The sequence below is a fragment of the Sphingorhabdus sp. genome, assembly GCF_050921905.1.
Lineage (GTDB): Bacteria > Pseudomonadota > Alphaproteobacteria > Sphingomonadales > Sphingomonadaceae > Sphingorhabdus_B.
The window spans coordinates 2,512,258-2,535,046 of record NZ_CP050888.1; the positions used below are offsets into that span (position 1 = coordinate 2,512,258).

20 protein-coding genes and 1 riboswitch are annotated in these 22,789 nt (G+C 56.0%); of the genes, 12 read left to right on the forward strand and 8 right to left on the reverse strand.

Going from position 1 to position 22,789, the window contains the following annotated elements:
* Positions 1-30 precede the first annotated feature (30 nt).
* On the forward strand, positions 31-624 hold the full coding sequence (locus tag HEQ18_RS12260) for a fasciclin domain-containing protein (protein ID WP_432814924.1): 594 nt from the start codon (positions 31-33) through the stop codon (positions 622-624).
* 81 nt (positions 625-705) lie between these two features.
* On the opposite strand, the gene HEQ18_RS12265 is transcribed toward HEQ18_RS12260, so the two are convergent.
* The 3 genes from HEQ18_RS12265 to HEQ18_RS12275 all read right to left on the reverse strand — a co-directional run bounded on the left by HEQ18_RS12265 (position 706) and on the right by HEQ18_RS12275 (position 2,970).
* The gene (locus tag HEQ18_RS12265) at positions 706-1,023 is read right to left on the reverse strand and encodes a hypothetical protein (protein ID WP_397603843.1); all 318 of its coding nucleotides are present in this window, start codon (positions 1,021-1,023) and stop codon (positions 706-708) included.
* 87 nt (positions 1,024-1,110) lie between these two features.
* A complete protein-coding gene (locus HEQ18_RS12270) occupies positions 1,111-2,634 on the reverse strand; it encodes an alkaline phosphatase (RefSeq protein WP_432814925.1) in 1,524 nt (507 codons plus the stop codon).
* A 138-nt stretch (positions 2,635-2,772) separates the two neighbouring features.
* Positions 2,773-2,970, reverse strand: coding sequence for a hypothetical protein (locus HEQ18_RS12275; RefSeq protein ID WP_432814926.1), 198 nt, complete (start codon positions 2,968-2,970; stop codon positions 2,773-2,775).
* Between the two features lie 729 nt (positions 2,971-3,699).
* Here HEQ18_RS12275 and HEQ18_RS12280 point away from each other — a divergent pair.
* A complete protein-coding gene (locus HEQ18_RS12280; RefSeq protein ID WP_432814927.1) occupies positions 3,700-4,416 on the forward strand; it encodes a DarT ssDNA thymidine ADP-ribosyltransferase family protein in 717 nt (238 codons plus the stop codon).
* The gene (darG, locus tag HEQ18_RS12285; RefSeq protein WP_432814928.1) at positions 4,413-5,459 is read left to right on the forward strand and encodes a type II toxin-antitoxin system antitoxin DNA ADP-ribosyl glycohydrolase DarG; all 1,047 of its coding nucleotides are present in this window, start codon (positions 4,413-4,415) and stop codon (positions 5,457-5,459) included. The genes HEQ18_RS12280 and darG overlap by 4 nt, the downstream gene beginning before the upstream one ends.
* 400 nt (positions 5,460-5,859) lie before the next feature.
* Here the strand turns inward: darG and uvrA are convergent, their stop codons facing one another.
* Entirely contained in the window at positions 5,860-8,916 is a 3,057-nt protein-coding gene (gene uvrA, locus HEQ18_RS12290) for an excinuclease ABC subunit UvrA (RefSeq protein ID WP_432814929.1), read from the reverse strand.
* 213 nt (positions 8,917-9,129) lie between these two features.
* Here uvrA and HEQ18_RS12295 point away from each other — a divergent pair, with 213 nt between their 5' ends.
* Entirely contained in the window at positions 9,130-9,936 is an 807-nt protein-coding gene (locus HEQ18_RS12295) for an NUDIX hydrolase (RefSeq protein WP_432814930.1), read from the forward strand.
* Between the two features lie 238 nt (positions 9,937-10,174).
* Here HEQ18_RS12295 and HEQ18_RS12300 read toward each other — a convergent pair whose 3' ends face one another.
* Positions 10,175-10,492, reverse strand: a complete 318-nt coding sequence (locus tag HEQ18_RS12300) for a 2Fe-2S iron-sulfur cluster-binding protein (RefSeq protein ID WP_296197264.1) — start codon at positions 10,490-10,492, stop codon at positions 10,175-10,177.
* A 154-nt stretch (positions 10,493-10,646) separates the two neighbouring features.
* On the opposite strand from HEQ18_RS12300, the gene trxB reads away from it, so the two are divergent.
* Complete coding sequence (gene trxB, locus HEQ18_RS12305) at positions 10,647-11,600, forward strand: thioredoxin-disulfide reductase (RefSeq protein ID WP_397605847.1); 954 nt, start codon at positions 10,647-10,649, stop codon at positions 11,598-11,600.
* Positions 11,601-11,602: 2 nt separating this feature from the next.
* On the opposite strand, the gene HEQ18_RS12310 is transcribed toward trxB, so the two are convergent.
* The gene (locus tag HEQ18_RS12310) at positions 11,603-13,675 is read right to left on the reverse strand and encodes a malate synthase G (protein ID WP_432814931.1); all 2,073 of its coding nucleotides are present in this window, start codon (positions 13,673-13,675) and stop codon (positions 11,603-11,605) included.
* Positions 13,676-14,357: 682 nt separating this feature from the next.
* Positions 14,358-14,475, forward strand: a riboswitch (yybP-ykoY riboswitch).
* A gap of 92 nt (positions 14,476-14,567) precedes the next feature.
* On the opposite strand from HEQ18_RS12310, the gene HEQ18_RS12315 reads away from it, so the two are divergent.
* The 3 genes from HEQ18_RS12315 (at position 14,568) to HEQ18_RS12325 (ending at position 16,664) form a co-directional block, all read left to right on the forward strand.
* Positions 14,568-15,137 carry a TMEM165/GDT1 family protein gene (locus tag HEQ18_RS12315; RefSeq protein WP_432816011.1) on the forward strand — a complete coding sequence of 190 codons (570 nt, stop codon included), beginning with the start codon at positions 14,568-14,570 and terminating at the stop codon, positions 15,135-15,137.
* 46 nt (positions 15,138-15,183) lie between these two features.
* The gene (locus tag HEQ18_RS12320) at positions 15,184-16,407 is read left to right on the forward strand and encodes an argininosuccinate synthase (protein WP_432814932.1); all 1,224 of its coding nucleotides are present in this window, start codon (positions 15,184-15,186) and stop codon (positions 16,405-16,407) included.
* A gap of 116 nt (positions 16,408-16,523) precedes the next feature.
* Positions 16,524-16,664 (forward strand): hypothetical protein, encoded by a 141-nt coding sequence (locus tag HEQ18_RS12325; RefSeq protein ID WP_432814933.1) that lies wholly within the window; start codon positions 16,524-16,526, stop codon positions 16,662-16,664.
* Positions 16,665-16,986: 322 nt separating this feature from the next.
* On the opposite strand, the gene dnaN is transcribed toward HEQ18_RS12325, so the two are convergent.
* A complete protein-coding gene (dnaN, locus tag HEQ18_RS12330; RefSeq protein ID WP_397605850.1) occupies positions 16,987-18,102 on the reverse strand; it encodes a DNA polymerase III subunit beta in 1,116 nt (371 codons plus the stop codon).
* 142 nt (positions 18,103-18,244) lie between these two features.
* On the opposite strand from dnaN, the gene HEQ18_RS12335 reads away from it, so the two are divergent.
* From HEQ18_RS12335 to HEQ18_RS12350, 4 genes are all read left to right on the forward strand, one after another.
* Entirely contained in the window at positions 18,245-18,892 is a 648-nt protein-coding gene (locus HEQ18_RS12335) for a histidine phosphatase family protein (protein WP_397605851.1), read from the forward strand.
* Positions 18,893-19,127: 235 nt separating this feature from the next.
* A complete protein-coding gene (locus HEQ18_RS12340) occupies positions 19,128-19,760 on the forward strand; it encodes a sensor histidine kinase (protein ID WP_432814934.1) in 633 nt (210 codons plus the stop codon).
* A gap of 49 nt (positions 19,761-19,809) precedes the next feature.
* Positions 19,810-21,051 carry a 23S rRNA (adenine(2503)-C(2))-methyltransferase RlmN gene (gene rlmN / locus HEQ18_RS12345; RefSeq protein ID WP_432814935.1) on the forward strand — a complete coding sequence of 414 codons (1,242 nt, stop codon included), beginning with the start codon at positions 19,810-19,812 and terminating at the stop codon, positions 21,049-21,051.
* Positions 21,052-21,054: 3 nt separating this feature from the next.
* Positions 21,055-22,005: a septation protein IspZ gene (locus tag HEQ18_RS12350; RefSeq protein ID WP_432814936.1), complete on the forward strand. Its 951-nt coding sequence runs from the start codon at positions 21,055-21,057 to the stop codon at positions 22,003-22,005.
* Here HEQ18_RS12350 and HEQ18_RS12355 read toward each other — a convergent pair.
* A complete protein-coding gene (locus tag HEQ18_RS12355; RefSeq protein ID WP_397605856.1) occupies positions 22,002-22,775 on the reverse strand; it encodes a thioesterase family protein in 774 nt (257 codons plus the stop codon). The genes HEQ18_RS12350 and HEQ18_RS12355 overlap by 4 nt on opposite strands.
* Positions 22,776-22,789 lie beyond the last annotated feature (14 nt).

Below are 22,789 nucleotides of genomic sequence, written 5' to 3' on the forward strand. Positions count from 1 at the left end.
ATTGGGCAATCATCTGGAAGGACTTAGATCATGAAAAAATCGACATTAACTTGGGCCGTCGGCCTGTCTGCGCTGGCTTTGTCGGCATGTAGTGGAAGCGAACCTGCGCCAACCGAAACCGAAGTCGTGCAAGACGATGCCATGGCATCCGACACCATTGTTGCCTCCGAAGCCGCCGGGGACAACAGTATCGTCGCATTGGCGCAGGGCAACCCGCAAGTGTCGACACTGGTCACCGCCATAACCGCTGCTGGCCTTGGCGAAACCTTGTCGGGGACTGGGCCATTCACCGTATTCGCGCCATCCAATGATGCATTTGCCAAATTGGACAAGGCAACGCTCGACGGTTTGATGATGCCCGCAAGCAAGGACAAGCTTGCGGCTTTGCTGAAATATCATGTCGTGGCTGGCAATGTGAAGTCTGGCGATCTTGCCAAGTTGATAACAGACGGCAAGGGAACCGCGACCGTCAAGACGGTCAATGGCGGCAGCCTGAAGGCCAGCATGAACGGTAACAAGATTGTCCTGACCGATGCCAAGGGCGGCAAGTCTACCGTCACTGCGGCGGATATGGTTGCGTCGAACGGCACGATCCATTTGGTCGATACCGTCGTCATGCCATAAGATTTCGGGTCGCTTCGGCGGCCTGAATGAACCCCGTCCGGTTCCCCTCCCCCGGACGGGGTCTTTATATATGCAAAGCGGTTACGCCGCCGGATTGACCGTCACGGGGCCGAGCTCTTTTAAGCAGGCCTGCACCTTCGCCACGCCTTCGGACGGGCTGGGCGGATTGGCGACGAGGTCAGACACGCTTTTGCCATCCATGACCTTGTCGGCGGCACAACCGCAAACCTGATTGATATCGACCTGAATGCCTTCGGGTATCTGTTCGCTGGCTGCGGTGGTGCAGGTGGCGACGATAGACTCGCGCACGCTGACCTTCAATGTATCGTTCAGCGCCCCGCCTTCACCGCATGCGGCGAGCGTGAACGACAACAGGGCGACTGATAATATCCGTTTCATGGCTTTTCCTCTGCTCTGAAACCCCCGAAGCCCGAATGTGGGCAGCGCGCCTTGTTTTTCAAGCATAACCCTACTTAAAACGCGCCGCTATTTAAAACCAAGGGCCGCACGCATGATTTGGAATATGGTGTTTTGTTCAATCGTCCCCTTGAACAAATGCGCCTTTGGCCCCGCCGCGCGGGCAACGACGTCGTCACCGCCATGCGTTTCGGACATAAGCGGGATCAACGATTGCTGACGGTAATTGAGCGCTTCGGTGTCCATTTTCGCAGGGTCCGGGCGTTCGGCCGCATTCACAGCGCCAGGGCCATTGGCATAACCCAAGGTGGTATAGCCCTTGTTATCCATCGCCAATGTCGGCGTGCCAATGGGCGCAGAGACCACGCCCAGGATCGGGTTCCCGCGCTCTGGATAGCCAGCGATTGTGAAAACATGGCTGTGGTCCGATGTCACGACAATCAACGTATCGCGCAAATCCACTCGGTCCATCGCAGCCTTGAGTGCGGCATTGAGCGCGACGGTGTCTTGCAAGGCGCGGCGGGCATTGCCGCCATGATGGGCATGGTCAATCCGACCAGCCTCCACCATCAGGACATAGCCCTTTTGGTTCTTGGATAGCATCGCAATCGCCTTGATGGTCATTTCGGCGAGTGAGGGTTCTTTGCCGCCAGCCGCTGTCCGGTCCGCCTCAAACTGCATATGCGATGGTTCAAACAGACCAAGCAGCTTGGTCGTTTTCTTAGGGTCAACGGCGGCGAAGCTGTCGCGGTTCCACACATAAGCGCCCTTGGGGTTGGCGGCGCTCCAGCTTGCGGCCAGATTCTTGCCATCGGCGCGCCTGCCTTTCTTGTCGGCATATTCGGGGTCCGCCATCGTCGCCGGAATGAAATGCTGACGCCCGCCGCCCAACATGACCTCAAGGCCGTCACCATGCGGCCATTCCATCATCTGCCGGGCAATGTCGGTGCAGCCTGCGGCCTTGGCCGCAGCGGGCATATTGGCATCCACCTCCCAATCGCGCTGCGCCACATGGGCGTAGGCGGCGGCGGGGGTTGCGTGCGTGATCGTCGCGGTGGAGACGATGCCGGTGGCAAGACCGCGATCCTCTGCCATGCCGAACAAGGATTGCACCTTAAACGGCGCGGTCGCGGCGCAGTTATTCTCGATTGCCTCTGGCCCCACGCCAATCACGCCATTTTTGGTTTTGACGCCCGCGACAATTGCGGTCGCGGTTGGCGCGCTGTCGGGCACTTGCGCGTCGTGGGAGTAAGTTTTGACCAACGCGGTGTGCGGCAAAAGGTCCATTTGCGCGACATAGGATTCGCCGTCGAGGCCAAGCTGCTGCCCTTCAAAAATCCGCCCGGCGGTCAACGTGCTGACCCCCATACCGTCGCCGATAAAGATGATGACATTGCGCGCCTTATTATTGTTGGGCTTGTCCGCCTCCAACCGCGCCAGCTCGGCTTGCCCTGCTTTAAGATAGCCTTCGCTCGTGTTAATCGGCGGTTTGGCGACTGGCGCAGGGATAGGCGCAGGGGCAGGGGCGCTTTGCGCCAGCAACGGCGCGGCGATCAGGCAGGATGCCAAAAGGGCGGGTGACAGTTTACGCATTATATACTCCTCAAAAACACACCTACCCATTGCAGATCAAAATGACGGGCGCGTGACAGGGGCGTGATGGGGCGTGTTTACACGGCCAAGCTTGCGTTGGCGAGGGGGGAGTGCGGCGGATTTAAGGTCGCTTGCCGATCACCATTTGCCGCCAGCATCCTCTATGGCCTTGAGCAAAGCCTTTTTGCTCTCCGTCCGGTTTTCGCCTTTGTTGCGGGGTAGGTCGGGTTCCCGCCCATATTTGGCTTTGTAGGCCTCTCGACGGCGCAGAACTTCGGCCCCGAACTCTTCGAGAGTCGGGATTTTCGGTTCAGCCTTTGAGCGCGTCGATGCCATATTCGTTTATCGTTTCTTCGCGGATACGGCGTTCCATATAGCCGATATCGGCCTGATTATGAAGGATAAACAGCCGCTGCGCCTGTTCGCGCCGAACCTTCCCCTCTCCCCTTGCGGGAGAGGTGGCCCGAAGGGTCGGAGAGGGGGCCGGGCCGCGTTGGTGGCGCTCCGTCTGTATCTCGTGCGCGGCATATCGGCCCGCAAACGCGCACCGCACCCCCACCCTGGCCCTCCCCCGTCAAGGGGGAGGGGTTTTTGGTTCACGCAGGAGTCGAAGACGGCCAGAGGCCAGCCGCCGAGGCGCGAGGGAAGTTTAGGGGTTATCGTGCGTGTTGCTGTAATTCCCGTCAGTCCTTTTCGGCGCCTAAGTTTACAAACATATACGGGAAATGCGGTATTTCTGTAAACTTACCTCGACTTTGCGAGGTTGGTTCACCGGGTCCGAAAGTCGGGGTGGGGTTCAAAACATTCAAAGAGCCGGTCGCGCAACACATGCGGGCGTGAAGCACAGAATCTCAGAGCAAATCCTACATTGCAAGCGAAAGTTGTTTCGGGGGTGTTGCGGGTGTTGCCGGAATTTCGGAGCTGTTTTCCACAGCTTTTAGGTGATATGGCAAGCGCCGAACAAACTACCACCCAAAATTGCTTGGCCAGAATTTTTCGCAAGTGTATCGTAAGCATTAAGCGTTGTAACGGGGTGCCTTTTTTGGGCAGTTTAGTGAGGACTGAGTGCCGGACAGGTTTATCTTCAGACAAGTATATTACCGCGATATCAGCATTTTTGCAGCGGACGGAGAGATACGTTCGAAAAATCATCCCGAACCGCAACCTTGTCATCAAACATCTTATGCTGACATCGTCCAACGACGAGGTACTTCCGAATTTGAGATGCCGTGCGGCGGTGTGGTGAACGATTATGTGCCGTTTTACTTCTCTCCGCGAACAGCCTTTTGCTATACGATTCACAAAGGGAACGTGGAGTTGAGAACCGTTGAAGGTGAAGTTTTGGGCACAGCTCGTGAAGCGGATCGGGCGTTCGTCGTGTGTCGGGCTGATGCCGTTCTTGCAAGCCATTGCACGTGCTATTTCAGTAATATTGCGCTGAATAGTTTAGATTATGAAATTGTATTCGGAAATACAGCCGGTGAACTGAAAGACGGAGTTATCTGGTCTCTTTTTGACGACTCGCCGATGACGAGCCATATTCCTGAGATTGGATATGGTGGTGTTTGCCAATATTTTCATGACAGGGCTAACCCAGCCGCTCAACAAAACCGAAGTCGACACCGGATGGCCGAATTTTTGGTGCACGAGCGGTTGCCATTAAGTTTAGTTGAGTGCATAGTGGTACAGAACGAGAACGTAGCTAATCACGTGCGGGACGTACTCGCAGCAAATGATTGGGACATAACGGTACTTGTTAAGCAAGGATGCTTTTTTTCATGACGATATCGTTTAAATCTGGCGATCTTTTTGATCAGCGAGTTGACGCTCTCATAAATACAGTTAATTGTGTTGGGGTGATGGGCAAAGGCGTGGCTCTTGAATTTAAACGCCGGTGGCCGGAAAATTTTAAGGCTTACAAACGCTTGTGTGAAACAAAGTGGTTGAGGCCGGGAGTTATTTATGTTCATCAGGTGGGTGATCTGCTTGGACATAATCAGCCTCAGTTTATTATAAATTTTCCAACCAAGGATCATTGGAAATCCAAATCTAAAATCGAATTCATCGAGTCTGGATTGGACACTCTCGTTAATGAACTGCGCGGCGGCGGAATAAAATCTATCGCTCTACCGCCCCTTGGATGCGGAAATGGCGGGCTTGACTGGAGAGATGTGAGGCCGCTAATTGTAGATAAGCTGAATAAACTAAATATTCAGATTATCGTCATGGAGCCTCATCAAAAGAAGGATCCATCTGAATATCGCGTTGCAGAATTTTCTATGACTTTGCCTAGAGCCATGCTGCTGAAAAGCTTGGGGGATCTCGAGCATATTTTTCACGGTGAGTATGACCGCATCACGTTGCAAAAGCTAACGTACTTTCTTCAGGCGTTGGGCACTTCATTCAACCTTAAATTTAGCCGAAATCTCTTTGGTCCTTATTCAGATACTCTGAGAAAATCATTTATCGCACTTGAAAAACAAGGCATGATTAAAGGATTTACAGCGGCCGAAAGGCTTACCCACGTTACGCCGGGTGCTTACGCGCTAGCAGATGATTATATCGGTAACATTGGTAAAAATGAAGAGGCACAGTCTACGATCGAAAAGCTAAGTCGGCTAATTCAAGGGTATGAAAGTCCATTTGGATTAGAATTATTGTCCTCTGTACATCATCTTGCGTCTGCTGAAGGCTTCTCATCACTTGATGACATTACGAAGGCTATGGTGAGTTGGAGCGAAGATAAAAGAAATAACTATCCAACGTCAGTAATTAAGGTGGCCTATGATAGACTTCGAGAAGACGGTTTGATGGCCTCTAAATAAATATTTTGCTGTACGCGCAAGCTGGAGTTACGCCGAATTGAGTTACGGGAATTAGAATTACGGCAGGAATCACGATAACATCTGCGCCATCCCCGAAATAGCCTTGTGCTATGACGGGTCGGGCCAACACCTTCTTCTTGTCTTTGCGTCTTTGTGCGAGATATATTGGCGCTGGGTTTCCATCTGCACGAACGCGGCGTGGTGCTTGACCGATGGGGCGCACCCCTCACCCAGCTTCGACTAACGAGCGCGCTCGTAAGTCTGCGCAACCCTCTCCCGCAAGGGGAGAGGGGTCCACCCGGATCGCTTGGGGGAGGGGAATGTTGGTGCGGTTTCGCCGTTGCGGCCCCCTCCGTCAGCCGTTCCGGCTGCCACCTCCCCGTGCCGGGGAGGATTTGGGTTACTTCGCTTTCGCCAACATTGGCGCGAGATAATGCCCGGTGTATGACCTCGGCTCCTTGGCGACCTGTTCCGGCGTGCCTTCCGCGACAATCTCGCCGCCCTTGACGCCGCCTTCGGGGCCCAAGTCGATCACCCAATCGGCGGTTTTGATGACGTCGAGATTATGTTCGATGACCACCACGCTGTTGCCCTGTTCGACCAAGCGGTGGAGGACTTCCAATAATTTGCGGACATCCTCGAAATGCAGGCCGGTGGTGGGCTCGTCGAGGATATAGAGCGTCTGGCCGGTGGATCGGCGGCTGAGTTCCTTGGCGAGTTTGACGCGTTGCGCCTCGCCGCCCGACAGGGTCGTGGCCTGTTGCCCGACCTTGACATAGCCCAAGCCAACCTCCGCCAGCATCGCCATTTTGTCGCGGATCGGGGGGACGGCCTTGAACACCTCCACCGCGTCCTCCACCGTCATGTCGAGCACGTCGGCGATGCTCATGCCCTTCCATTTGACCTCTAACGTTTCGCGGTTGTAGCGTTTGCCGTTACATTCCTCGCACGTCACATAGACGTCGGGCAGGAAGTGCATCTCGATCTTGATCAGGCCGTCGCCGCTGCAGGTTTCGCAGCGCCCGCCCTTGACGTTGAAGCTGAACCGCCCCGGCTTATACCCGCGTGCGGCGCTTTCGGGCAATTGCGCGAACCAGTCGCGGATGTTGGTGAACGCGCCGGTGTAGGTCGCCGGGTTTGACCTTGGCGTGCGGCCAATGGGGGATTGGTCGATGTCGATCACCTTGTCGCAATGTTCCAGGCCCGTGACCTTGTCATGCGCGCCCGCAATAACGCGCGCGCCATTTAAGGACCGTGCCGCCGAGGCGTAGAGCGTGTCGATGGTGAAGCTGGACTTGCCCGACCCCGATACGCCGGTGATGCAGGTGAACGTGCCCAACGGAATGCTCGCGGTGACGTTTTTCAGGTTGTTGGCGCGGGCGTTGTGGACGGTCACCTTCTTCTTATTGCCCTTGCGCCGTGTCTTGGGCACCGCAATCTCCCGCGTGCCGTTGAGGTAGGCGGCGGTCAGGCTGTCTTTCGATTTCAATATCTGTTTCAACGTGCCTTCGGCCATGACTGTGCCGCCATGGACGCCAGCGCCGGGCCCTAAGTCCACCACCCAGTCGGCGGTGCGGATCGCGTCTTCGTCATGTTCAACGACGATGACAGTGTTACCCAAATCGCGCAGGCGGCGCAGCGTGGCGAGCAGGCGGTCATTGTCTTTCTGATGCAGGCCGATGCTGGGTTCGTCGAGCACATAGAGCACGCCCGACAGGCCGCTGCCGATTTGGCTAGCCAAGCGGATACGCTGGCTTTCGCCGCCGGACAAGGTGCCGCTGGTGCGGTCAAGGTTGAGATAATCGAGCCCGACATTGTTGAGGAAGCCAAGCCGCTCGTTGATTTCTTTCAGAATCGCCTTGGCAATTTGCTGTTGCTGATTGGTCAATGTCTGATCGACGCTGCCGAACCAGACGAGCGCGTCACCCACGCTCATGCGGGTGGGCGTGGCGATGTCGACGCCCGCGATTTTGACGGACAGCGCCTCGGGCTTCAAACGCGCGCCGTGGCAGGTTTCGCACGGTTGCGACGTTTGGTATTTCGACAATTCTTCGCGCATCCATGCGCTGTCGGTTTGCAGCAAGCGGCGGTTGAGGTTGCCAATGACACCCTCAAACGCCTTGCGCACGGTATATTCCTTGCGCCCGTCTTTGAACGTCAGCTCCACCGCCATGCCGCCCGTGCCGTGGAGGATGATAAGCTTTTGTTCGGGGAGCAGATCCTCCCACGCGGTATCCAGATTGAAGCCATAAGCCTTCGCCAGGCTGGACAGCACTTGCATATAATATGGGCTTGGCGGGTTAGACTTCGCCCAAGGCACAATCGCGCCCTTTTTTAAGGATAGATGTTCGTTGGGGACGACCAATTGCGGGTCAAATTCCTGCCGCTCGCCAAGGCCGTCACAATCGGGGCACGCGCCTTGCGGGGCGTTGAACGAGAAGAGACGCGGCGCGATTTCCGCGATGGTGAAGCCAGAGACGGGGCAGGCGAATTTTTCGGAGAAGACAATGCGGTTGGCGGGCAGGCCAGTGCCCTTCATCTTGGCTTTAAGCCCCTCCCCTTCAGGCGTGGAGAGACCAGTCCCCCAGACTGGTCCGAGTGGCTCCACGGGGTTGGGGTGGGGTATATCGGTAAATGGAGCATCCGGCGAAGAGACCCCACCCCCGGCCCCTCCCCTGAAGGGGAGGGGGGATTCGCGCAGTAATGAACCGCCGCCACCCAATTCCGCCACCGTCATATCTGCCAGGTCCACAAACGCCAAGCCATCGGCCAGCTTCAACGCCGCCTCAAAGCTCTCGGCCAGCCGTTGCTGGATGCCGTCCTTGACGACGATACGGTCAACCACAACCTCAATGTCATGCTTGTATTTTTTGTCGAGCGTGGGCGCTTCTTCAATCGCGTAGAGTTCGCCGTCGATGCGCACACGGGTGTAACCCGAACGCTGCCATTCTGCGAGTTCCTTACGATATTCACCCTTGCGGCCTTGCACCACGGGCGCGAGCAAGAAGGCGCGGGTGCCTTTGGGCAAAGCCATCACGCGGTCGACCATCTGGCTGACGGTCTGCGCGGTGATCGGCAGGCCAGTCGCGGGCGAATATGGCACGCCAACGCGCGCCCATAACAGGCGCATATAATCGTAAATCTCGGTCACGGTCGCCACTGTCGAGCGCGGGTTGCGGCTAGTCGTTTTCTGCTCGATGGAGATTGCAGGGGATAGCCCCTCAATATGCTCGACATCCGGCTTCTGCATCATCTCCAGAAACTGACGGGCATATGCGCTCAGCGATTCGACGTAGCGGCGCTGCCCCTCGGCATAAATGGTGTCGAACGCGAGGCTGGACTTGCCGGAACCCGAAAGCCCAGTGATGACGATGAGCTTGTCGCGCGGCAGGTCGATATCGATGCCCTTGAGATTATGCTCGCGCGCACCGCGCACCTTGATGTGGGTGAGTGACATAGTATAGCTTGTTCCAGATTTGTTCTAAAAGCGCAAGTAAGCGCGTTGTTTTGGAAGTGGGCTAAAATTCATCGAATTTCAAGCTAGGCTTTTCCCGTATCGTGCGTCGCTCCGCATTTGCGGCATGTCGGAGCAACATCAGCCGCGACGCAGTAACGACTGTCGATTGATTTTCCGCTTCTAACATGTTCGAAAGCATGCTTGAGTAAACTTATGAAATCTGAACCGCGCAACCACCCGATCAGCGGCGAACCGCTTCCCGTCGCGACGCCTGCCGCCACGATGGTCATTTTTCAGCAGAACCCCGATGGCGGCGCGCCGTTATTGTTGATGGTGGAGCGTATCAAGGCCATGGCCTTTGCCGGCGGCGCTGCGGTGTTTCCCGGTGGTAAGGTTGACCCTGCCGATTTCGATTATGCGCAGATGTTGGGTTCGCCTTTGCCGTTGGATGAGGCTGCGGCACGGCTTGCGGCGATCCGCGAAACGATTGAGGAGGCCGGGCTTGCGTTGGGGTTGTCTGGCGTTTCGGATGCCGCCAATTGCATAGAAGCGCGTGCAGCGTTGCATGATGGGCAAAGCCTGCAGGCCGTCTGCAACCGTTTTGGCTGGACGCCGGATTTTGAACAGCTTGTTTTATGGTCACGCTGGCGGCCGCCCGCCTTTGAAAATGCCAGCCGCGTTTTTGACACGCGTTTCTATCTGGTGGATGCGGGCAACACGACGCCGCTCGCGACTGTTGACCAGACCGAGAACCGGATGCTGTTTTGGGCAACGGCGGCGGAGGTTTTGGAAAAAGCAGACAACGGCCAGGTGAAGATCATCTTCCCCACGCGGCGCAATTTGGAACGGCTGGCGATGTTCGGTGACTTTGACGCCGCTGCCGCCCATGCGGCGGAACATCCTGTGTCCACGGTGCTGACTTATATCGACAAGCGCGCGGACGGAAGCTGGCTATGCATCCCCGACGGTCATGGTTATCCTGTGCTTGAGGAGTCGCTCGGCAGCGCCATGCGGGGGTGAGTGTTCCCTTTCCGCCTGTATCAAACGCGTTGTCACCCTGAACTTGTTTCACCTTCGGTGACTGTCGTTCCAGGGTCTATCATGCAGCACGCGCAGAGCTTGAATGGATAAATGGACCCTGGAACGAAGTGACCATCGGTCAAACAAGTTCAGGGTGACGGAGGTAACGCGGGCAACAGCGAAGAGGCCCACCCCCAACCCCTCCCGCCTGCGGGAGGGGAGTTACGTCAGCGGGTTATCAATCTTCAGGCGCGATCGTCACGATCAAGCCATCGAGCGCATCGCTGACGGGAATCTGGCATGACAGGCGCGAGGTTTCGTTGCGGTGATCGGTGCTGTCGAGCAGGTCGTCTTCGTCCGCACTCATTTTTGGCAGGCGGTCGGCAAAGGAAGGGTCGATATGCACATGGCACGTCGCGCAGGAGCAGCAGCCGCCGCACAAAGCGAGCAATTCGTCAAAACCGTTGTCGCGGATCACTTCCATGAGCGACAGGCCGTTTTCTGCTTCGACTTCACGACCTTCGCCGTTACGTGAAATTACCGTGACTTTGGCCATGAACTGCTCCCTGTATTCTGAATATTGACGGACTGATAGGTTGCACCCGCAGACATGTGAAGCCCTAATTTAATGGGGATAAGTAAGGCGCTGCCCTTGGCCATCGCCGCGCGAGTGCCTATGTCCGCAGCCAACAGAATCAGAAAGACCAGTCATGACCGAAAATCGCCACGCCCCTGTTATCATCATTGGTTCCGGCCCTGCGGGATATACCGCCGCTGTTTACGCCGCACGCGCGAACCTGACGCCGATGATGATCACGGGCGTTGAAGTTGGCGGGCAATTGATGACAACGACGGAAGTCGATAACTGGCCCGGCGATGATGCAGGGGTCATGGGCCCTGAATTGATGGAACGGATGCGCAAACATGCCGAACGTTTTGGCACGCGCATTGAAAATGACTATATAGAGAAGGTCGATTTTTCGCAGCGGCCATTTGTGCTGACCGGCGGGGCAGGCGACTATACCGCAGACTCGGTCATCATCGCGACAGGTGCAAGCGCGCAATATCTTGGTCTGCCAAGCGAAACCGCGTTCATGGGCAAAGGGGTGTCAGCTTGCGCCACCTGTGATGGCTTCTTTTACCGCAATAAGCCAGTTGCCGTGATCGGTGGCGGAAATACCGCTGTAGAAGAGGCATTATACCTCGCCAATATCGCAAGTCATGTGACCTTGGTCCACCGCCGCGACAAATTAAAGGCCGAGAAAATCCTTCAAGATCGCCTCTTTGCCCGTGAAGCAGAGGGCAAGGTCACCATCAAGTGGAACCACAGGCTGGATGAAGTCTTGGGCGACGCGATGGGCGTTACAGGGATGCGTATCGCCGCGACCGACGGCGACGGCATCGAAGATATCGAACTGCACGGCGTGTTCATCGCCATCGGCCACAAACCAAATACCGGCATCTTTGAAGGCCATCTCGATATGGCAGGTGGCTATATCAAAGTGCGCGGCGGGTTCGAAGGGCAAGCAACCGAAACGAGTGTCCCCGGCGTCTTTGCCTGCGGTGATGTCATGGACCATATCTACCGTCAGGCGTGCACCAGCGCAGGCACCGGTTGCATGGCGGCGCTGGATGCGGAGCGGTTTATCGACGCTGTTGTTTAGGGTCAGCCCCCTGCTTTCTTCTCCTGCCGGAATTTATGGAGCAGCGGTTCGGTATAGCCATTGGGCTGCATGACGCCTTCAAAAATCAGGGCGCGGGCGGCCTTTAATGCAAGGCTTTCTGTGTTTAGCTTTTCATAGTGTGGGTCACCCGCATTTTGGGCGTCAACCTTGGTTGCCATCTTGGTCAGCGCGGCATCGACCTGCGCCTCGGTGGCAATGCCGTGGAGTAGCCAGTTGGCGATATGCTGCGACGAAATGCGCAGCGTGGCTCGGTCCTCCATCAGGCCTATGTCGTGAATGTCGGGCACCTTGGAACAGCCGACGCCTTGGTCAATCCAGCGCACGACATAGCCCAATATACCTTGCGCGTTGTTTTCCAGCTCTTGAGCTACATCCTCGTCCGACCAGTTATGGCCAACGGGGGCGACGGGAATGGTCAGCAGCGGGGCCAGCCCCGGCGCAGCTTCCTTGGCAAGTTCCGCTTGGCGGGCGAAGACGTCGCACTGATGATAATGCATCGCGTGCAACGTTGCTGCGGTGGGTGATGGCACCCATGCGGTGTTCGCGCCAGCCTTTGGATGGCCAATTTTCTGCACCATCATGTCGGCCATCCTATCGGGCGCGGCCCACATGCCCTTGCCGATCTGCGCCTTGCCGCTGAGGCCGCAGGCAAGGCCGATTTGGACATTGCGCGCTTCATAGGCTTGGATCCAGGATGATGTTTTCATCTCGGCTTTACGGATCATCGGGCCAGCGTGCATGGCCGTGTGCATTTCGTCGCCGGTGCGATCCAGAAAGCCAGTGTTGATGAACACAATACGGTCGCGGACCGCGTGAATGCAGGCGGCAAGGTTTGCGCTGGTGCGGCGTTCTTCGTCCATGACGCCGACCTTGATCGTATGGCGTGCAAGGCCAAGCACATCTTCGACCGCGTCAAACAGGTCATTGGTGAATGCGGCCTCTTCGGGGCCGTGCATTTTGGGTTTAACGATATAGATGCTGCCCGCGCGGCTATTGCGATGGGTGCCAAGCCCCTTAAGGTCGTGCAGCGCGCAGAGCGACGTGAACAAAGCGTCGAGTATTCCTTCGGGCGCTTCGCACCCGTCCGCGAGCAATACCGCCGGATTGGTCATCAAATGCCCGACATTGCGGACGAACATCAGGCTGCGTCCAGGCAAAGTCAGCCCGTCATAAACGCGGTCTGGTTCAAGCGCACGGGTGACAGTTTTGCCGCCCTTGTCAAAGCTGGCGACGAGATCGCCGCGCATCAGGCCAAGCCAGTTGGTATAAGCCGCGACCTTGTCATCGGCATCGACAGCCGCGACCGAGTCTTCCAAATCGATGATCGTAGTCAGTGCGGATTCAAGGATGACATCGGCGATGTGCAATGCATCGGTCGCGCCCACAGGATGCTTTGGATTGACCAAGACCTCAATATGCAGGCCATGATGTTGGAACAGGTAGCGTGCGGCGTCACCTATTTGCGTCTTCGCCACGAAATAGCGATTGTCGCCGCCAGCTAAAGCCGCCTGCCAACCCGGAATGGCGTCATCGAGAAAATGGCGCGCATAAGCAACGACCGCATCGCCTCGGTCGGTGTCATAGCCACCGGGCCGTGCGGCGGGTGCCGGCAGGACGTCGGTACCATAAAGCGCATCATATAGGCTGCCCCAGCGCGCATTGGCGGCGTTTAGGACGAAGCGGTCATTAAGGCTTGGCACCACAAGCTGTGGCCCAGCCATCGTTGCGATTTCCGCGTCGACATTTTGCGTGCCAATGCGGAAAGGCGCGGGTTCGGGGACCAGATAGCCAATGTCGCGCAAGAAGGCTTGATACCCGGCCATGTCGATGATTGGGCCGGGATTGGCGCGGTGCCATGCGTCCAATTTGGCCTGAATATCGTCGCGTTTGGCCAGCAGCATCCGGTTGTGCGGCACAAAGCGCGCTAGAATATCAGATAGGCCGCGCCAGAGAGCATCCGCAGCGATGCCCGTGCCGACAAGGGCATGGCTCTCGACAAATTCGGCAAGCTGCTCGGCAATCCGGAGTCCGGCACGCGTTGCATATTTGGTCATAATCGGGCTCCAGCAAAAATGGTGCCTGGGGAGATTCTTATCGTTGCGCACCCCCTAACGGGTGTTGCCCATCGACAAAAGGAAAAACGGGACTTTTATGCGTTCACGGTCACGTTAATGCGCTGGCGCGTCTTGAATCGGCCACGCAGACCCCGGCACGGTGCTTGGCATTGGTACGCATCGGCCGTCGAGGGCTGAAGAACTTCGAAATACCGCCTTGGCTGGGGAATTGCTCCGCAAAGGGTAAAGTCGGTGATTGCCTCTTGACCGCAGACGGTCGCATGGTTGGATAGTTGGCAGTTCCGAATTGTTTGATAAAGAGTTCCGTTTTGCGGTAAACGCAGCATAATATGGGTTATTTTTTTGTTGCAAGCAGTCACAAGTATTGCGGTTAAACAAAGGTCGTTCTAACAGACGATCTGGGTCACACTTTAATGATAATCCCGAAAACGGGCTCGCAAGGTTATATATTCGATGGAAATGAGAGTGGTTCTTGCCTACGCATTATGCGCGGCAATGGCAATTATTCTGGTGTTCGCACTTGGCCGCTACGTGCGTAACAAGCGGCAGTTTAAGCTCCGGCAAATGGGACGAGGCAAAAATGCACCTATTGCATCCGTCGGGAACCCAGAACCATCGGAATAGGTTCCGCTTGAATCTTTAGGCGCTTCAAATTAGAGGCAAGAAAGTCATCTGGGGAGTAGCCAGTCGTTCCACCCGAACGAGACATGCATCAACATATTTGGCCGAGAGGTCATGGTGCATGTGGGGCCACAAGGTCGAAAACGGTCATGTGGTTCAAGGCGAGACCAATGGCATCGGTTATCCGTTCCGGTCGGGCGGGATGGCCGGTGGCATTGCGTCGAAAAACAGCCTGACCCGGGATCGTTTCATGGAAATCTTTTTTACGTCTACTTTGCTTGTGGCTGTTGCCGAAATTGGCGACAAGACCATGCTTTTGGCGATGTTGCTTGCCACGCGGTTCAAAAAACCGCTCCCGGTGATTGCGGGCATATTTACAGCCACGATCGCCAATCACGCACTTGCCGCATGGGCGGGCAGCGCGCTTGCCGCAATCTTTATGAGCGAAATCTTCCGTTATGCTGTTGCGATTGGTTTTATCCTGATGGCAGCATGGACACTTATTCCGGACAAGGTGGATGATGAAATCAAAGTGGCGTCCAAACGCGGTGCATTTGTTGCGACCACCATCGCCTTTTTCTTCGTCGAAATGGGCGATAAGACGCAGGTCGCGACGATAGCGCTCGGCGCGCAATATCATGCGGTTTGGGCCGTGGCAGTCGGGACCACATTGGGCATGATGATTGCCAATGTGCCAGCGGTCTATTTGGGCGAGAGGCTGGTGGCGAAAATCTCGCTGCGCACGGTCCACATAATCGCCGCCGGAATGTTCCTCCTTCTGGGGCTTTGGCAGCTCTGGGAGTTGTCGAACCTTGCCTAAGCTGTTAGGCGCGCCGCAGATACATTAGCTTCGGAACCAAAGTGACATGACAGACAGCATCAAGAAGGTCGTTCTTGCTTATTCGGGCGGTCTCGACACCAGCGTCATCCTGAAATGGCTGCAGGTCGAATATGGCTGCGAAGTCGTCACCTTTACCGCTGACTTGGGCCAAGGCGAAGAGCTCGAACCTGCGCGCGCCAAGGCCGTACTGATGGGCGTGCCTGATCATCATATTTATATCGATGATCTGCGCGAAGAATTCGTCCGCGACTTTGTCTTTCCGATGATGCGCGCCAATGCCCGTTATGAAGGCGACTATCTATTGGGCACGTCGATTGCGCGGCCGTTGATTTCGAAACGGTTGATTGAAATTGCGGCGGAAACGGGCGCGGATGCCATTGCGCATGGCGCAACGGGCAAGGGCAATGACCAAGTGCGTTTCGAATTGTCGGCTTATGCGCTCAATCCCGATATCAAGGTCATTGCGCCTTGGCGCGAATGGGACCTGACCAGCCGTACGCGCCTGATTGAATGGGCGGAGCAGCACCAGATTCCTGTGCCAAAGGACAAGCGCGGAGAGAGCCCGTTTTCGACCGACGCTAACCTTCTGCACACCTCGTCCGAAGGCAAAGTGCTTGAAGACCCGTGGGACGAAACACCCGATTATGTCTATTCGCGCACGGTCAATCCCGAAGACGCGCCAGACACGCCCGAATATATCACTATCGACTTTGAAAAGGGCGACGGTGTCGCGCTCAACGGTGAAGCCATGTCGCCTGCGACCTTGCTGGCGGCGTTGAATGAATTGGGTCGCAGACATGGCATTGGCCGACTTGATCTGGTCGAAAACCGTTTCGTCGGGATGAAATCGCGCGGCATGTATGAAACGCCCGGCGGCGAAATCTACGCCCGCGCCCATCGCGGCATCGAGAGCATCACGCTGGATCGCGGCGCAGCGCATTTGAAAGACGAGCTGATGCCGAAATATGCCGAGCTGATTTACAATGGCTTTTGGTTCTCGCCAGAGCGTGAAATGCTGCAGGCCGCGATAGACCATAGCCAAGTGCATGTGTCCGGAACTGTGCGGTTGAAGCTTTACAAGGGCCTTGCAAGTGTTGTTGGCCGGAAATCGCCCAACAGCCTGTACAGCGAAAAGGTGGTGACCTTTGAAGACGATGCTGGCGCTTATGATCAGAAAGATGCAGCGGGCTTCATCAAGCTGAATGCGCTGCGTTTGCGATTATTGGCGGGACGTAGGGTCAGGTCCTAAATGATCGCGGCGAACTTAAGTCGGGCTATCTGGCGGATATCAACATTATTGATCTGGATCGGTTGAAGCTGAGCAAACCATGACTGGCGTTCGACCTGCCCGCTGGTGGCAGGCGTTTGCTGCAAAAAGCAGATGGCTATGTTGCGACGGTGAAGGCGGGAGTCGTCACCTTCCGTGAAGGCAAGATGACGGGCGCGCTGCCGGGTGTCGTGGTGCGTGGGCCGCAAAATGTGCTGATGGCCGAGGCGGCGGAGTAAGGTTGTCGCTGCTAAACAAATAGTTAGCGCAGCAGTGTACCTGCCCAATAAGCTAAACCGGCGACAGCGAGTTGAGTGGCGCAATAGCTCGCTAACATTAGAGGAAAAAACGATACCTGCCCGCGGTCATTGGCCTGTATCACCCGAGCATAATGTGGACCATTAGATAGCGCTAGTGATCCAGCTAGAAACACCGGCAATGTAATCCACCAAAACGAAAAATAGCCCGCTCCAGATGCAATGGCTGCTGCGATCATTATTAAAGTAGCTAAGCACCCCAACATCGTTTTGGCTTTCTATCCAAAGTCAGGCATTAAATTTATCAAACCCGCATTGGCATCAGTACATACAATGCCGCTGACTTATCATTCTCGCGGATCAAGGTCGGTGCGCTAGCGTCGGCCAAGTGCAGTTCAACCACGTCGCCTTCGATTTCGCCCAGTATGTCCATCAAATAACGCGCGTTGAAGCCGATTTCGAAGCTATCGCTGCTATATTCGCCGGATACTTCTTCCGCCGCCGTTCCGTTTTCGGGGCTGGTGACGGACAAGGTGATCTTGTCCTTGTCGAGCGCCATTTTCACGGCGCGGGTTTTTTCGGTGGCAATGGTCGCGACGCGGTCGACGCCTTGCGAAAATGCCTTAGGGTCGATGCGCAGCAATTTGTCATTCGCGGTCGGAATGACGCGGCTATAATCGGGGAAGGTTCCGTCGATTAACTTTGATGTCAGGATGACGCTGTCAAAGGTGAAACGGATTTTGCTCGCCGACAGGTCGATCTGGATGACATTGTCGCCGCTTTCATCAAGCAGCTTGCGGATTTCGGCAACGCATTTGCGCGGCACGATGATGTCGGGCATATTTTCCGCGCCAGCAGGGCGTGGAAGGGTTACGCGGGCCAAGCGGTGACCATCGGTCGCTGCGGCCTTCAAAACGGGTTCGGCATCGTCGGTAACGTGCAGGAAAATGCCGTTGAGATAATAACGCGTTTCTTCGGTCGAAATCGCAAAGCGCGTTTTATCGATGATCTGAATCAACGCGCTTGCAGAGATTTCAAACGAGGTAGGCAAGTCACCTTCGGCAATCGTCGGAAAATCTTCACGTGGAAGGGTCGCGAGCGAGAAACGAGCGCGGCCAGCATTCACGGCCATGCGACCATCGGCGGCGTGCAGTTGCACTTGCGAACCATCGGGCAACTTGCGGGCGATTTCGAACAATGTGTGCGCGGAAACGGTTGTTGCGCCGGGGGTTTCGACATCGGCAGCAAAAGTTTCAACGACCTGCAAATCAAGGTCGGTCGCGGTCAACTTGATTTTGCCGCCTTCGCTTGCTTCGATAAGGACATTGGACAATATCGGAATGGTGTTGCGCCGTTCCACCACGGACTGGACGTGGCTCAGGCTTTTCAGCAGCGTCGCGCGTTCGATCGTGGCTCTCATTCTCATTCCCCTTGTCGGGCCGGCTGGTCCGCAAGCCAGCCAAAAAACCCTGTTAATATACCGAATCTTCCATAACCGCTTTGACCGTTAGGGCAAGCCGATAGCTTTTGCCTCCAACAATATCCTGTGGAATAAGGGCGATATGGGAATTTCAACACATAATCGACGGCTTTTCATCGCGCGGCATGGGGAGACAGTGTTTAACAAAGTGGCACGGATGCAAGGTCAGGCCGAATTGCATACGCCGTTGACATGGGAGGGCTGCGTCCAAGCGCGTGAGATGGGCCGTGCGTTGGCGGAATATCTCGGGGCGGACGCAACGCCGCAGCTTTGGTCATCCACCGCAGGCCGCGCACTGCAAACGCTCGCCTTAATTGCCGAGGAAATTGATGCGGATTGGCACGAGACTAACCGCGACGACCGTTTGCTTGAAATCGACGTTGGACGTTGGTCAAGCCGGACCTATGCCGACATATCTGCTGAAATCGGCCCAATCGTCGACGCCGAACATAAATTGTTTTCGGTTCGGCCCGACGGCGGTGAATATTATGAAGATGTGGCGCATCGTCTGTCGCACTGGCTTGGCGAATTGCCCTTTGATCAGGATATGCTCATCATTTGTCATGGGATGACCGCGCGGGTGCTGCGCGGGTTGCTGCTTGGGATCGAACCGATGGCGCAGTTCGGCGCGCCCATCGCGCCCAGCCTGGCCCAAGGTAGCATGGTCATGATCTGCGATGGTGTCGAAGCTTTGGTCATCGATGGCAGCGGGCAGGGCGAGCGCGCGTGAAAGCGGTTGTGTGGTTGTTATATATGGTTATGATATCGGCGCCCGTGTCCGCCAAAAAGCGCTTGGGCGTCTATCAAAGCTGGGCTGCGTTTCACGAGCCACAGACGCCCCGTTGCTACGCGATTGCCGCTTCGATTGAAGGCTGCTAGCGAGGTAGCTTGGGCAGTGGGCAGGCGGCTGGACTTGGAGATTGTCTGCGCCATACGTACTGCCGAGTCGTTGAGCATTGAGACGATTGGCCGATACAGTGCGCGATGATCTTGTCCGCGAAAAACAGTTGTTGCTCAACGAAATACAGCACCGAGTCGCAAATAGCCTTCAGATTATCGCGAGCGTCTTGCTGCAAAGCGCGCGCAAGGTGCAGTCGAGCGAAACCCGCGAGCATTTGCGCGACGCGCATAACCGCGTGATGTCGATCGCAATGCTGCAAAAGCACCTGTCATCGACCGCTGTCGATAATGTAGGCCTCAAAAATTACTTTGCGGATTTGTGCAATAGTATCGGCGCATCAATGATCGGCGACCCCGGGCGGATAAAGCTCACAACGCAATGTGATGACAGCGTCGTTGACCCAGATACGTCGGTCAGCCTTGGCTTGGTTGTCACCGAACTGGTGATAAATGCGTTAAAGCATGCCTTTCCGGGCCGGTCCCAGCACGGGTCGATCAAGGTAGGCTTCACATCAGATGGTAAGGCATGGACACTTGTCGTTGCAGATGACGGCATCGGCATGCCCAAGGATAAAGAAGACCGTAAACCAGGCCTGGGCACAGGTATTGTCGAGGCATTGGCAAGCCAGTTGGGGGCAATTGTCACGATTTCGGATGCGGCACCGGGGACACAGGTTTCTGTGGTGCGTACCGCGTAAGCCGCCACGCTGGCTTTTCGCGGGCAACATAATTATAGGCGCGGCTAACATGCAAATTCCTGGCCATATCGACCCCGTTGTCACCCCGCGCGCCATTACGCCGCGCAATGATGGACGCATTGACCTCATGGGGTTGAGCCATCTCCAAATTCGGCAGTTGTTTGAAGAATCGCAGTTGGATGAAAAGGCGGCAAAGCTGCGGTCCAAGCAGGTGTTCCATTGGATCTACCATCGCGGCGTGACCGATTTTGAGGCGATGACCGATATTTCCAAAACGATGCGGCCTTGGCTCGCCGACCGTTTTGTCATTGGCAGGCCAGAAGTGGTCGAGGCGCAGGTGTCGACAGACGGCACGCGCAAATGGCTTTTGCGTACCGATGATGCGCAGGATTATGAAATGGTGTTCATCCCCGATGCGGATCGCGGGACTTTGTGTATTTCGAGCCAAGTTGGCTGCACGCTCAATTGCCGGTTCTGCCATACCGGTACGATGCGGCTGGTGCGCAATCTGACGCCCGGCGAAATCGTTGGTCAAGTGATGCTCGCACGCGATGCGCTTGGCGAATGGCCAAAGGGAAATATGGCCTTTGCGTCGGCCAACGAAGATGAAGACGACGACGTCGGCCATTATACCGCCGATGGCCGAATGCTGACCAATATCGTGCTGATGGGCATGGGGGAGCCGCTCTATAATTTTGACAATGTCCGTGACGCGATGAAGGTTGTCATGCATGGCGATGGCCTTGGCCTGTCGCGCCGAAGGATTACGCTGTCGACGTCGGGTGTCGTGCCGATGATGGCGCGCGCAGGCGAGGAGATTAACGTCAACCTCGCGGTATCGTTGCATGGAGTCACCAAAGAGGTTCGTGACGAGTTGGTGCCCTTGAACCGCAAATATGGCATTGATGAATTGCTGCGCGCTTGCGCAGAATATCCTGGTACCAGCAACGCGCGGCGGATTACGTTTGAATATGTGATGCTGAAGGGCAAAAACGACAGTGACGCGGACGCGCGCCAGCTAGTGGGCCTCATCCGGCAGTATAAACTGCCTGCCAAGGTCAACCTGATCCCCTTCAATCCATGGCCCGGCGCAGACTATGAATGTTCTGACCCCGAACGGATTAAGCGTTTTTCCAGCATTATTTTTGAAGCTGGCATCAGCGCCCCCATCCGCACACCACGTGGCCGCGACATCATGGCGGCTTGCGGGCAATTGAAATCCTCTAGCGAGAAGAAAAGCCGCGTCGAGCTTGAACGCCTCGCCGAAGAAAAACAGACGGCTTTGGGCTAGGCCATGAGCTTTACGTGGTGGCGATATCCGACACGTCGATTTGCGGTCGATGGGCTGGCGTTTAGCGTTTCCAGCCGGGCACGCGGCGATGGTTTGCATTCGGCTTTATCCATGCAGGGTGTGGCGCAAGCTGCGGACCACACACCGTCCCTTGGCCCCGAATCTGTCCGCAACCATCTGTTGCGGGTGACGCTCCCCGATGGACGTTTGTTGGAGGTGGAACTGGGTTATATGGGCCTATGGACCACTGGCATTGTCGCGCGTGTTAATGGCGTTCTGGTGTATGAAAGCCACAAAGGGCGCGTTCCGGTCTATCCCGAAAAATATCAGAGCACGGCGGTGCAGCACAGCAGCTTTGGCGAAATCGTGAAGGCAGGGCCAAGCGCACAAGGCACGCATAGCGGCGTATTCGCGCGCCACAACCGCCTGCCTTTTGCCATTGATGTGGCCACTGGTTTATTATTCTACTTCATAGCCAAAACGACCGATTTACAAACCGCCGCCTTGGTTGGTGTTGTCGTCGGCTTTGGCCTTGTCGCGTTCCAACGCATCACAAAAATCGATGTCACAGGTGGCCTTGCTTTGTTTGGCATCCTCATGCTTTGCATATCGGCGGGCCTTGCAGTCTTGTTGAATGATGAGGAATGGATAAAGCTGCGCGGCACAATCACAGGATTGATTGCCGCCAGCTTCTTCATCATCGATGGTGCGCGCGGAGGGCCATATATCGGCAAAGGCTTGGCGCGCTATATGCCATATTCGGATATTCATGTGGGCCGCTTTGCAATCGTCATGGGCGTGATCGGACTGATTATGGCGGCGTTGAATTATGGCGCTGCAAAGTTGCTGACCACTGACAATTGGCTGTTCTACAAAACCTTCGTCGATAATTTTATCGTTATTGGCCTTGTCCTGCTTGCATTGCGCTATTCCCGGACAAAGCCAACAGTTTAAACGAAAATCGCGACCGATTGCATACCCGTTAGCACCGCTTCGCCGCGGCTGTTCCAGACCGTCATATATTGGCTGCTTGCGCCGTTGGCGGCGTGGTGCGTTTCGCTGGATAGGTACCACCAGCCATTTTCGGTGGTTGGCGCATCGGTCAACATATTGATCTGCCAGTTCATGGAGCTCACCATGCCTTTTTCGGTCATGAGTCCCATGGCCGACGGCGGCAGGGCGTCACCGATACAGATGAGCTCGGCAATTGGGTCCAGCCCTTGATGCTCGGTCAGCCGATGCCAGCTTGCGAGCCGATTGGTCGCCATGCCCAGCTCCAGCCTTTTGTCTGGATATTGCATATGACCCGTGAAAAACTCTGGTGGGCCGCTACGCGCATTATCGGTCGTTGGGATAAGCGGGAAGTCCGGAGCCGGGATATTCACATAATCCAAATGGCTGTGCCTGCGGTTCATGAAAATGAAATTGCATGTCAGGCCAACGCCATCTGCACCGGATATTTCGGCTTGAATAAACGCGGTGTTCTTCCCACGCCGCAGAATATGCGCGCTGACCTCTATTTCGCCTGCCAGAGGCCCCACAAACGCAATCTGAGCCGATTGCAGAGGGGGCAGATCATCCGCTGCCAGCTTCGCCGCCTGATACGCCAGAACAGAGCTCAGGCCGCCATAGGCCGTGCGTCCCTGATGCCAGCTTGGCGGAATGGATATTGTGTGAGTCGTGGCGCCGGGTGAAAACTGGGCGAGAAGCGATGCTAGGTTCATGCCTTTGGCTTAGC